Genomic DNA, 11,100 nt, shown 5'->3' with positions numbered 1-11,100 from the left:
ACAATACCAAGAGAAGACATACAGAAATAGGAAAAGTACCACCTGATCAAATTTATAACCTCAAAAAAATAGCATCATAAATAATTATAAATATCTTTAAACTGTCTTACAGATGGGGAGTATTGTACTATATTCAAATTTTTTCCTTGCTGTAAAATAGGTTTTTGGTTTAACTTTTTCAAACAAGCTAATTAAATCAGCATTGGTAGCGATTTTGCTTTTATCCCAATATTCTTTAAATACTTCTTCATAATCCGGAAGTCCACTTGTATGATTTAAAAGGTTTTTAATTGTGATTCCTTTATAATGATTTAGTTCGGGTATATATTTACTTATATCATCATTGTATGATAACTTTTCCTTCTCGTTTAAAAGTACAATTCCAGTAGCTGTAAATTGTTTTGAAAGCGATGCTAAATCAAAAATCGATTCCAAGTTTAGAGGGATTTTGTTTTCTTCGTTGGAGTAGCCAAAACTGTTTTCATATATAATTTTACCATTTTCAGCGACTAAAACATTTCCATTAAATTTTCCAACTTTGTGATATTCTTTAAATAAGCTGTCTAATTCAATTGCTTTTTTTGTCTCAACTTCTTTGCCATATTTGGTAGTGGTTTTACAAGAAGTGAGACAAGAAAAAAGGATTAGTGTTGTGATTAGTTTCTTCATTTTGAAGTGTTTAATATTATTTTCCCCAATAGCTTAAAAAGGATTTCCTTTTCTTCTTCGGTTATATCATTTTGAGCAATTTCTCTGTTTTTTTTGATAATAGGAATTGCTAATTCCAAAACTCGTTTTCCTTTATCGGTAGTTTTTAAAGCTTTTTTTCTTCGGTCTTTTTTATCCTCTTCTCGCAGTAAGAAGTTTCTTTTCACCAAAAGTTCAATCATTCGAGTTACAGAAGCAACATCTTTAAATAAAAGTTCTGCTAATTCTACCTGACTAATCTCAGGGTTTCTATCGATTTGCAACATTAGTAGAATTTGGTTTATTGTTACTTTATATTCGAGTTTGTTCAAGTTTCCTTGTGCCATTACTCGGTATTGCTTTATAGCTTTTTCTATTTGGTAGAAAATAGTTTCAGAAGATGCTTTGTATTCCATAGGTTTATTATTGTTGTAAATATAATTGATATATCAATTATATTTGTATTTCTTTCGCTTATTCTTTGTTAAAATTGCTTACAACACGTTTTATACCGCTTAATATAGTATTTTAAGAATAAATCCCCCCGGGATAATCGCAGTTTTGCTAAATATAAACCATTAAAATAAATAGAGTATACGGAAAAACGTAAAGAGAGGAAGTAGGGTTATAATTTGCTAATCGAAAAATTACTTTTCTAAATTCTTAAAGGAGAAATTAAAGTTAAATAATTCTCGAGGTTGAATATCGAGACCTTTTGCTAACTCAATAATTGTGGTAAGTGTAATATTTCTCTTTCCCTTTTCAATTTTGTTTAGATCTGCATAATCTAAATCACATTTTTGCGATAAAGATCTAAAGCTTAAATTTTTACTCTGTCGAATCTTGCCAAAATTAGCTCCAAATTTAAGTAGATAATCTTCTTTATAATTTTTATTCTGCATTGTAGCCCTATCTACAACTAAGGTGGGCAAAAAATTCACAAATTATGTTGGAATATATTACAACATTAGAAAATTATTTATATATTTATCTCATATTAATATATTTGCGAAACTTCTTTAAGTAAAATATTAGAAGCATTTCGCTTTGAGTCTCGGTTCGAAAACTGGTAATTTTTATGCAACGAGATGATAAGCACAATGCTCACGACCCGGGCGTGGGCTTGCTTATTGTTGCAGGGTATACCAGTACCTCGAATCGGTAAGTTGAGTTTCCACGCCTTTTTTGTTTGTAGAAAACAGGCACTCTTCTCAATTGTTTTCAAAGCTACCTTCTCTTTATACATTATAAGAATTCGCTTTAGCTAAATCCATTTTAATTCTGGAGGTATTTGCCTCCACTTAAAAGCGACTGCTTATGTTACAGCGTATTTTTGAATTATTGCAACAAGGACATCCCGATGCTTTGGAGTTTATTTACACAAAGTACCACCGCAATATCTTCTGGGTGGGCCGACAAATATTAGATGATGATTTTGCCGTAGAAACCCTGGTGCAGGATACTTTCCTCATATTATGGGAAAAAAGAGACCGGATAGAACGACCGGAACATATTTATTATTTCCTGCGAATGGTGATGAAAAGGGAATGCTGCACCTACTGTGTCCGTCCTAAAAATAAGTTTTTTAAGACCGTCAATTCCCTGGAAAGTTATGAGAACTACCAGGAATATTTGCACGGTTATGATCCAGAAAAAGAGGATGAGCACCTACTAAACCACGAGGCGCAACAAAAAGCCTTCGACCGGATACGAAGTGTTTTTCCATTGCTTAGCAGCGAAAGACGTCGCCTGGTTGAACTTTGTTTAAAATATGACTTCCGCTATAAAACTATTGGCCAGATAATGGGCAGCAGTGTTACCTACACTAGTAACGAGGTAAAAAGGGCTATTGAGGATATTAAAAACATTATCCACCAGGGGAGCAATTTGGAAACAAAACCAAAGCCGCTGGTAGCGGTAAAGATTCAGAGGAAGATGACCCAGGAACAGGAAAAGGTCTTACAACTGCGTACGGAAAAAGAATATTCATTTGCTGCAATAGCCAATGAGCTGAATCTTTCTCAAAAGGAGGTCCACCAGGAATTTATGACCGCCTATAAGCTGATGCAGTTAAAACACGAACAACAACAATCTGCTTAGTGATGGAAAAGGAAACGATAACACTAACCAGGCGAATCCAGTTAAAGATCGATCTGTCTACCAAAGAAGAACGTGAGGAGGCCAAAAGTAAGCTGTACCAATGGCGTTACCTTAGCTACAAGGCTGCAAACCTTATTGTTTCCCACCTCTATGTCCAAGAAATGATACAGGAGTTCTTCTATCTATCGGAAGGGGTCAAGTATAAACTGGTGGATGAAAAAAAGGATGAACTTGGTATTTTTAACCGCTCCCGGATGAATACCACCTACCGGCTAGTTTCTGACCGCTACAAAGGAAAAATGCCTACCAACATATTATCCCAACTCAATAACAGCATTCAAAGTACCTTTAAGAAAAACAGGGAAGAATACTGGAAAGGCGAGCGTTCCTTACATAATTTTAAAAGGGAAATGGCTTTTCCCTTTACTATGGAAGGAGTTTGTGGTTTGGAATTTAACCCTGATAAAAGTGCCTTTTGCTTTCGATTCTTTTCAATTCCGGTAAAGACCTATTTAGGCAGGGCATTTAATGACAAGTGGAAATTGATGCACCAGCTAACAAAGGGAGAGATTAAGATGCGCACTTCCTATCTAAAGTTAAAAGATGGAAAGATTTTTATGCTGGCCGCCTTTGAAATTGAGAAAGAAAAGCACAAATTACGGCCGGAAGTGGTCGCGGAGGCTAGCCTGTCCCTGGAATATCCCATTATAGTGAAGATCGGAAAGGCTAAACTTAGTATTGGTAGCAGGGAAGAATTTCTATACCGAAGGTTGGCCATTCAAGCTGCCTGTCAAAGAACCCGGGAAGGCGTCAAATATGCCAGGTCGGGAAATGGGCGTACACGGAAAACAAAAGCCCTGTCAAGATTTAAGGATAAAGAGCATAATTATGTGAACCAGCGACTGCACGTGTATAGCAGGGAGCTTATCAACTTCTGCGTAAAACACCAGGCGGGAACGCTCATTTTAGTAGATCAAGAGAAGAAAATTGAAATAGCTAAAGAAGAAACATTTGTCTTAAGGAATTGGAATTATTATGATCTGATGACCAAAATAAAATACAAGGCAGAGAAAGCCGGTATTGAACTTATCATAGGTTAAATTATTACGAGGGTGCTTGTACACCCGAAAGGTGAGGTTGAAAACTTCACTCACTAAATGCGCTTAGCATATACAACGCGTGGGCTCTCATTTAATAAAGTATTAAACGGAAAGCCCATAGATTGGAACTAAAAAAGGTCAATTCTAAACAAAAGATTATTATAAATTACGAGGGTTCTTGTAAACCCGTAAGGTGAGTTGAATTTCGCTCACTAAATGTGATTAGCATATACAACGGCGTGGGCACTCTTATTTTTTGGATAATCGATATTATTTTGATTATGATCGTGAGGTTGAAGACTTATTTTATCAAACGCTCATCGACTTCAAAAGGATAGGTTTTCCTAATTTTAATTTTACTGTCATCCGGATGATCCACATTAATTAAATAGTTCGTTTCATTAGGATTTACAGCACTTGGTACTCGAAGGACCAAGTATTTATTTTCAAGAATCCAATTCTCCCCAAGCAACTTAAGCTTATCCGGGCCTGGATATTTATTCCAGTTCTTAGGTAAATCTTTTAGTCTCAATTCATGAATACTGTTTTCAGGAATTTCTATTTCTGCGATGTACAGGTCATTTGGCAAAAGATCAAAATCTACGTGAACTAATTTTTCCAGAATCGCCAAAGAGGAAGTTGATGCGCAATATAAAACAGGAAAGCCCTTAGGGTTCCAGCGACCTCCGGTTATTTTAGCACCGGTTCCGCTTAAATCTTTAATCCATTTTTTCTTGGCAATTCTATAGACAATCATGAAAAAACACCATGTTCTATTCTAAGTAATTCATCCATAACTAAATCAATACCAATGCTGGTTTCAATTAAATCGATTGGTTTCGAATTTGCCAGGGATTTATTTGGCCGATCCAACCAGATGATAAACTTTTCTTTTTCATTAAAAACATTAATTCCCTTGTGAAAAAGTCGAGTAAGTTCTATCAGTCGTTCCGAAGAATTAATATCTATAGACCTATCGGGGGAATACCGCTGTAAGGTTCTCTCGGAAACGTGAATCAATTTTGCCACCTGTTTTAGCGTCAAGTTTGAATGTTTGATGAAAGAATTTATTGAATTCCTGTTCAAACCTTCCTTTAAAACTTTTAGGTATGCAAACGAAGCATTCCCTTTATTTAAGGAGAGTGATTTGAGGTCCAGCCATTTTGCTACTGTCTCTCTTTCCTTTTTATGATTAATTGTCTCTCCCATAACAGACGTCATTTATCACAAAAATAATGACAAATGGCGTAATATCCTATTTTAGAATGATGTTTAATGCTAAGCTTGTCAAAATAAAAGTATACATCAATATCCATTTAGCACTATCGATATCCCAATATGATTGACGCATATAAAGGGTCGGAGGAAAATCATACAATTGGTAGGGAAAAACTATTTGACGATTACTTTGACTTAATCTGGCCAGCAAAACCCCTGGTATAAAAGCAATTCCAGAAATAGACTAGTGTTAGTAGGGTAGTGTCCCATTAGTGTACTAGTAATGGAAGAGTAGTGAACAAGTGGTGTGCAAGCTCGAAACCCGTAGTATTCCTGGACTTCATGTAGACAACAATTAACCAGTAATTGAGGTGGTATCGAGGATATTAAAAATGGCTGCTTAGCGGGCACTAAAACCTATTAAAAGCCATCATCGGCAAACAAAAATCACCAAAATACCCGAAAACAAACCAAACCAAATAAACAAACAAAAAACGCAAGGCTAAAAGAAAAGTATTTTTTGAATAATTATCTATAGCCTTTTCTTTATGCTTTCAGTTTTTGCCTGTTTTTGAACGGAAAAAGAGGTAAAATAGTGTCAATTAGCTGTAATCGGTAACCACCATCCCGGTAAACCAGGTTATGAGGTTTATCATTGTACTTCAGACACAAGTTCATAGCCTTTTTATTAAAAATAAGCGGACTATAATGCTTTTCCACTTCGATCAGTTTATACTGATCGGCCAGTTTCTTCAATCGTGATGCTGTAGCAGCAGAGATTGAAAAAATAGAAGCTAATCCTGAAACGGCCACCGGTGCAGGTTGTTCTTTAAAGTTAAACCTAGGGGATAGAAAATGATAGGTACTGCCTTTTAAGTGTACGCTTTTCTTCCTCCTGGTTTTTCTCCAGAAATCGGTATGCAAATAGGCATATAAAATGCCTCCTATAATGGCCTTCAGGTTTAGGTATGAATCAAATCCTATTGAAAAAGCCTTTCTTACGCTCCAGCCTTCTTCCTCCCTTATGCGGTCAAAAGACTTTACGATATAATAGCCGGTTTTAGCATTAAGCTGTAACCAGCCTTTCTCACATAAAAATTCAATATATTTTTTGGTAGTTTTTCGGGACTTGATCATTCCCATCCATTCCATATCCAGTAGATCTTCTCTATCGAACTTTAGCTTTCCACTGGGATAGCAAAATTTTAAAAGCAAAAAGAAACGCAGCTTATTGACATACCCATTTACCTGGGCATCGATCAGCATTTGGATGGGAACCGATAAGTTAACCTCCTTCATCGCTGTTTTCTTGCCTGGCGATTCCGATCAATAAAAGCTTTGACATCACCAATTTTATAATAGATCTTTCCTTTCACCTGTAGGAATTCAATCACCCCATCCTCTCGCCAGTGTTGTGCGGTCCTTGCCGTAATTTTAAATAACTGAATGAAATCAGCATTATCGAGCAGGAGGTATTCGGTATGTGCCAGTGGCTGTACCTTTGTAGCTCTTATGAGCTCATCGATCTTCACTTCGAGGGAATGAAGACTTTGCCGCAGCGGCTGAGAAAATCCTTTTTCCATAAGAGAAATTTTAAGTTAAAAGAAAGTCAAACCAGGGCTAAATGTAGAGCATAACTTCCATAATATAAAAAGTGGTATTGTTGATAACTCCAGTGATGATAAGGGGTAAAGCCTCAATGGACACTAAAATGCATTAATAAAAATTAGGAAGTAAAATTCAAAAGTTCAAATGGAATTAAAGGACTATTTTAAAAATGTTGCCGATGTTGAAAACTCTTTTCAGCCATTTACTTTTTTCATCTGGAGCATTTTCCTTTTGAGGGTGTACTGGAACCGGATGTAGATCAGAATGAAAAGATAGTTCCGTTGTTTTTTATTTACTTCTTCCAGCGCCTTCGCATTACCTTTTGATGCCCACTGTATCTTCAGGCTTTGAAATTATATAGGAGTTATAAATAGGATACCGGTTTATGCACTCCGATTAATTTCAAAGCTTGTTGCTTTGGCAGCAAAAGGGAAGGTGGTGTCGGAAGCTTCCAAAAAAAGAGAAAACTTGAAATTCTGATTGTTGAATTTCAGTTCGGACCAGGCGGACTTGAGGCAAAAAGTTTCAACGAATTATCTCATTTACCAATTCATCTTCAAAGTTTTTTGGCTCGTGTCCAAGACAATTGTAATGAACCTCTTTTGCTGAAATGGAGCTTTTGCGTAGTAGAAGTAAAAGTGGTGAGTGGGTTAGTAAGTAAAAGTATTCATTCAAACCGGAAGTATTTTTAATTTTCAACTTACTAGAAGTGGGCTGTTTTTTACTTTTCATTTTTCGAATTGTCGCAAATTCTAACCTGGTTATGCGGCTTTCCAGGCCATTTGTCGCAAATCGTTTTAAAATCAGGTTGTTTAAAAATATTATATAAATGATAATCAATAAGTTGAAACATTATAACGTGGCTTTGCCCGTTACCCTCTTGCTATTCAACTTTTGCCCCCAAGGGCAAAATTTCAACTATTAAATAGAATTTAATAGCTCTTTAGATGGTTAGAAAATGAATCCAGGTTTTTAAGATTTAAAAATAAATTCTTTAAAGTTAACTGTAGAAAATTGGAAGAATACTTGAGAAGTTTTAAAATTAAATATGGGATTCTGGAAATTATATCCCTGTTAGAGACCTGGTAATAGTTAATAATTCGGGAATTGATTTTTGGAAAATTGAGTCGATTAAGATTTCTAATCACCTCAAAAGGTTTTTATTATTAAGTTGATTATTATAGTAGTTTCTTGGATTAAACTTCTACCCAGCGGACTTGAGCCTAAAAGCTTTTTCATATCACTTCATTTACCACTTTATTTCCAAAGCTTTTTGGCCTGTGTTAAGACATTTTTTAACGAACCTCTTTTTCTGAAATGGAGCTTTTGCGGAGTGGAAGTAAAAGTGGTGAGTGGTGTTGAAAATTCATTTTTTCATAAAAAATTCACCGTCGTTATTGGGCTGAGAGCGTTTTTTCATAAAAAAGTTCATAGCTGTTTTCAGGACACACAAGATTTGATGCAACCTGCATTCAAATGATGTAATACAAATGGAAAATGACTACCCAACATCGCGTAGCGTGTTACCCTCTTGCTGTCATTTTTCATTTTTTGATATAGTTCTATTTCTTTTAATTAAGATTTTCAATACTTATAATGAGTTACTACCAAATGTAAGACGATTTGAATTATTAGACATAAACTTAGGCAAGGCTTAGAAATTAAAAAATAATTCCTAAGTTTATCCTTCATAAGTTCTTTACCATACTTCATCAAACAGAAAAGGTTTTACTTAAGGTAGATTAATAGGGAATCGTGTGCAAATCACGAACTGTCGCGCAACTGTAAGTAACAATTTAAAGGTACTGTCCTGGAATATCCACTGCCTAATGCGGGAAGGATGACAGATACCGTTACAAGTCAGGAGACCTGCCTATTCTGATTGGACAATGCTTTCGCGGTCTGAAGCTTAGGTCTTAGAGATGTGCCTCCAAAAATACTTTTCATTTTACAGGAAAGGTATATCCTTTCGGTACATCCTCTTATTTCCCTCATTTTTCTTATCGCTCAGCATTACGAAGCATTTTAAAGGCTTTTAAAAACTAATTGTTTAATTATTAAAAGTTAGAAATGCAAACGCACATTCTTGGCTATCCGCGAATTGGTAGCAACAGAGAACTCAAAAAAGCCTGCGAGCAGTATTGGTCAGGCAAAAATGAACTACAGGATCTTCTCCAGGCAGGAAAAGAAAGTCGCAGTAAAAACTGGAAACTTCAACAAGAAGCAGGAATTGACCTGATTCCATGCAATGATTTTTCGTATTACGATCAGGTATTGGATATGACCCTTAGCCTGGGAGCTATTCCTGAACGCTATAAGGTAATAGCAGAAAAACCCTCCACAACCCAGCTGGATTTATATTTCGCTATGGCCAGGGGTTATCAGAAGGATGGTTTGGATATTACTGCGATGGAAATGACTAAATGGTTTGACACTAATTACCACTATATCGTTCCTGAGTTTACTAAAAATCAACAATTCCTGCTTAGTTACGACAAAATTCTTGATGAATTTATAGAAGCAAAAAAAGCCGGAATTAAACCAAAACCTGTGATTATTGGTTTGGTTTCTTATCTTTTGTTGGGTAAAGAAAAAGAAGAGGGCTTCGATAAATTAGATTTGGTGGATAGGCTACTACCGGTTTACATTGATCTTTTAGCTGCTCTACAAAAAGAAGGAGCAGAATATATTCAGTTCGACGAACCTTTCTTAGCTTTAGATCTAAATGAAAAAAGCAGGGCAGTTTTCACTTTTGTATACGGGGAAATTAAAAAACAATTCCCTGACCTGAAATTTATGCTCGCTACGTATTTTGAAGGTTTAAAGGACAATCTTTCATTAAGCCTTTCGCTTCCGGTAGATGTATTGCATATTGATCTTGTACGATGCCCATCCCAACTGGACGATGTTCTAAATGAAATTCCCGAAGGCCTGAACTTATCCCTTGGCATCGTGGATGGTCGCAATATCTGGAAAAATGATTTTGAAGGTTCACTGGAAATCATTCAAAAAGCACAGGAAAAGTTAGGGTCTAACAGACTTTTAATTGCTCCTTCCTGCTCTTTATTACATATCCCCTACGATCTTGAACTGGAGACAGAATTAAATCCTGAAATCAAAAACTGGCTGGCTTTTGCTAAACAAAAAGTGAAGGAATTAAAAACACTTCAGGCCCTGGCAAATGGTACAGCCGAAGAACAAACCCTGCAAGAATTTAATGAAAATAAAAACGCCTTTAAAGACAGGAAAACCTCTTTTCTAATTCATAACAAGGTAGTTAAAGATAGGCTTAATCAAATTTCAAAAAAAGACACTCAAAGGAAGAATCCTTTTAGTTTACGAAAAAAAGAACAGCAGAAAGTATTGAACTTAGCTCAATTTCCTACTACAACCATTGGGTCATTTCCCCAAACCAAAGAGGTAAGAAGTTGGAGGGCTCAATTCAAAAAAGGAAAATTGTCCCCCGAGCAATACGATAGCTTACTAAAGCAAGAAACCGAAAAGACCATTCGGTGGCAGGAAGAAATTGGACTTGACGTTCTGGTTCACGGGGAATATGAACGAAACGATATGGTGGAGTATTTTGGAGAGCAGTTGGACGGATTTCTATTTACAAAGAAGGCCTGGGTGCAGAGTTATGGAAGTAGATGTGTGAAACCTCCAATTGTTTATGGCGATGTTTCCAGGCCAAAATCTATGACGGTTTATTGGTCAAAATATGCACAATCCTTAACAAAAAAATGGATCAAAGGAATGTTGACAGGTCCTGTCACTATTCTTCAGTGGTCTTTTATACGGGATGACCAGCCCCGATCCCTAACCTGTAAACAAATAGCTTTGGCTATTAGAAAGGAGGTTAAAGATTTGGAAAATGCAGGGATACGAATAATTCAAATTGATGAACCGGCTATTAGAGAAGGACTACCCTTGCGTAAAGAAGACTGGCAGAATTATTTAAAATGGGCCATAGATTGCTTTAAAATTGCATCTAGCGGGGTGGCTGATTCCACTCAAATCCATACACATATGTGTTATTCTGAATTCAATGATATTATTGAAAGTATAGCCAATATGGATGCCGATGTGATTACTATTGAATGTTCCCGTTCCCAAATGGAATTACTAAAGGCTTTCTCCAATTTTAACTACCCTAATGAAATTGGACCGGGTGTTTATGATATACATTCGCCCAGAGTGCCCTCAGTAGAAGAAATGCTTGCCTTGCTTGAAAAAGCTCAAAAAGTAATTCCTGCAGAGCAACTTTGGGTAAATCCAGATTGTGGCTTAAAAACCAGGAAATGGGAAGAAACTCAAAAAGCATTAAAGGCGATGGTTAAAGCGGCAGAAAAAGCCAGGGAAACTATTGTGGTAACCTAATATCATCTCT

General features: G+C 36.1%; 10 protein-coding genes and 1 riboswitch. Of the genes, 3 read left to right on the top strand and 7 right to left on the bottom strand.

Annotation, left to right across the window (positions count from 1 at the left end):
* Positions 1-96 precede the first annotated feature (96 nt).
* From LB467_RS09450 to LB467_RS09440, 3 genes are all read right to left on the bottom strand, one after another.
* On the bottom strand, positions 97-669 hold the full coding sequence (locus LB467_RS09450) for a serine hydrolase domain-containing protein (protein WP_224473785.1): 573 nt from the start codon (positions 667-669) through the stop codon (positions 97-99).
* On the bottom strand, positions 666-1,103 hold the full coding sequence (locus LB467_RS09445) for a MarR family winged helix-turn-helix transcriptional regulator (protein WP_224473784.1): 438 nt from the start codon (positions 1,101-1,103) through the stop codon (positions 666-668). The genes LB467_RS09450 and LB467_RS09445 overlap by 4 nt, the downstream gene beginning before the upstream one ends.
* A 231-nt stretch (positions 1,104-1,334) precedes the next feature.
* A complete protein-coding gene (locus LB467_RS09440) occupies positions 1,335-1,589 on the bottom strand; it encodes a helix-turn-helix domain-containing protein (protein WP_224473783.1) in 255 nt (84 codons plus the stop codon).
* Between the two features lie 415 nt (positions 1,590-2,004).
* On the opposite strand from LB467_RS09440, the gene LB467_RS09435 reads away from it, so the two are divergent.
* Entirely contained in the window at positions 2,005-2,787 is a 783-nt protein-coding gene (locus LB467_RS09435; RefSeq protein WP_224473782.1) for an RNA polymerase sigma factor, read from the top strand.
* Positions 2,788-2,789: 2 nt separating this feature from the next.
* Entirely contained in the window at positions 2,790-3,887 is a 1,098-nt protein-coding gene (locus LB467_RS09430; RefSeq protein WP_224473781.1) for a hypothetical protein, read from the top strand.
* Positions 3,888-4,188: 301 nt separating this feature from the next.
* Here LB467_RS09430 and LB467_RS09425 read toward each other — a convergent pair whose 3' ends face one another.
* From LB467_RS09425 to LB467_RS09410, 4 genes are all read right to left on the bottom strand, one after another.
* A complete protein-coding gene (locus LB467_RS09425) occupies positions 4,189-4,644 on the bottom strand; it encodes an RES family NAD+ phosphorylase (protein WP_224473780.1) in 456 nt (151 codons plus the stop codon).
* Positions 4,641-5,096 (bottom strand): type II RES/Xre toxin-antitoxin system antitoxin, encoded by a 456-nt coding sequence (gene parS, locus LB467_RS09420; protein WP_224473779.1) that lies wholly within the window; start codon positions 5,094-5,096, stop codon positions 4,641-4,643. Before parS ends, LB467_RS09425 begins: the two co-directional genes overlap by 4 nt.
* A 555-nt stretch (positions 5,097-5,651) precedes the next feature.
* A complete protein-coding gene (locus LB467_RS09415; protein WP_224473778.1) occupies positions 5,652-6,404 on the bottom strand; it encodes a hypothetical protein in 753 nt (250 codons plus the stop codon).
* Positions 6,401-6,688: a DNA-binding protein gene (locus LB467_RS09410; protein WP_224473777.1), complete on the bottom strand. Its 288-nt coding sequence runs from the start codon at positions 6,686-6,688 to the stop codon at positions 6,401-6,403. Before LB467_RS09410 ends, LB467_RS09415 begins: the two co-directional genes overlap by 4 nt.
* 1,731 nt (positions 6,689-8,419) lie before the next feature.
* Positions 8,420-8,604, top strand: a riboswitch (cobalamin riboswitch).
* Positions 8,605-8,783: 179 nt separating this feature from the next.
* Between LB467_RS09410 and metE the strand changes: the two genes are divergently transcribed.
* Entirely contained in the window at positions 8,784-11,090 is a 2,307-nt protein-coding gene (gene metE / locus LB467_RS09405; RefSeq protein WP_224473776.1) for a 5-methyltetrahydropteroyltriglutamate--homocysteine S-methyltransferase, read from the top strand.
* Positions 11,091-11,100 lie beyond the last annotated feature (10 nt).

It is taken from the genome of Salegentibacter tibetensis, from assembly GCF_020164485.1.
Taxonomy (GTDB): domain Bacteria; phylum Bacteroidota; class Bacteroidia; order Flavobacteriales; family Flavobacteriaceae; genus Salegentibacter; species Salegentibacter tibetensis.
The sequence above is the reverse complement of the archived record's forward strand: the minus strand, read 5'-3'. Positions and strand labels throughout refer to the sequence as shown.

Excerpts from the sequence above, each read along its gene's own strand:
- LB467_RS09450 (WP_224473785.1), bottom strand. The coding sequence starts at position 669 with ATGAAGAAACTAATCACAACACTAATCCTTTTTTCTTGTCTCACTTCT.
- LB467_RS09445 (WP_224473784.1), bottom strand. The coding sequence starts at position 1,103 with ATGGAATACAAAGCATCTTCTGAAACTATTTTCTACCAAATAGAAAAA.
- LB467_RS09440 (WP_224473783.1), bottom strand. The coding sequence starts at position 1,589 with ATGCAGAATAAAAATTATAAAGAAGATTATCTACTTAAATTTGGAGCT.
- LB467_RS09435 (WP_224473782.1), top strand. The coding sequence starts at position 2,005 with ATGTTACAGCGTATTTTTGAATTATTGCAACAAGGACATCCCGATGCT.
- LB467_RS09430 (WP_224473781.1), top strand. The coding sequence starts at position 2,790 with ATGGAAAAGGAAACGATAACACTAACCAGGCGAATCCAGTTAAAGATC.
- LB467_RS09425 (WP_224473780.1), bottom strand. The coding sequence starts at position 4,644 with ATGATTGTCTATAGAATTGCCAAGAAAAAATGGATTAAAGATTTAAGC.
- parS (WP_224473779.1), bottom strand. The coding sequence starts at position 5,096 with ATGGGAGAGACAATTAATCATAAAAAGGAAAGAGAGACAGTAGCAAAA.
- LB467_RS09415 (WP_224473778.1), bottom strand. The coding sequence starts at position 6,404 with ATGAAGGAGGTTAACTTATCGGTTCCCATCCAAATGCTGATCGATGCC.
- LB467_RS09410 (WP_224473777.1), bottom strand. The coding sequence starts at position 6,688 with ATGGAAAAAGGATTTTCTCAGCCGCTGCGGCAAAGTCTTCATTCCCTC.
- metE (WP_224473776.1), top strand. The coding sequence starts at position 8,784 with ATGCAAACGCACATTCTTGGCTATCCGCGAATTGGTAGCAACAGAGAA.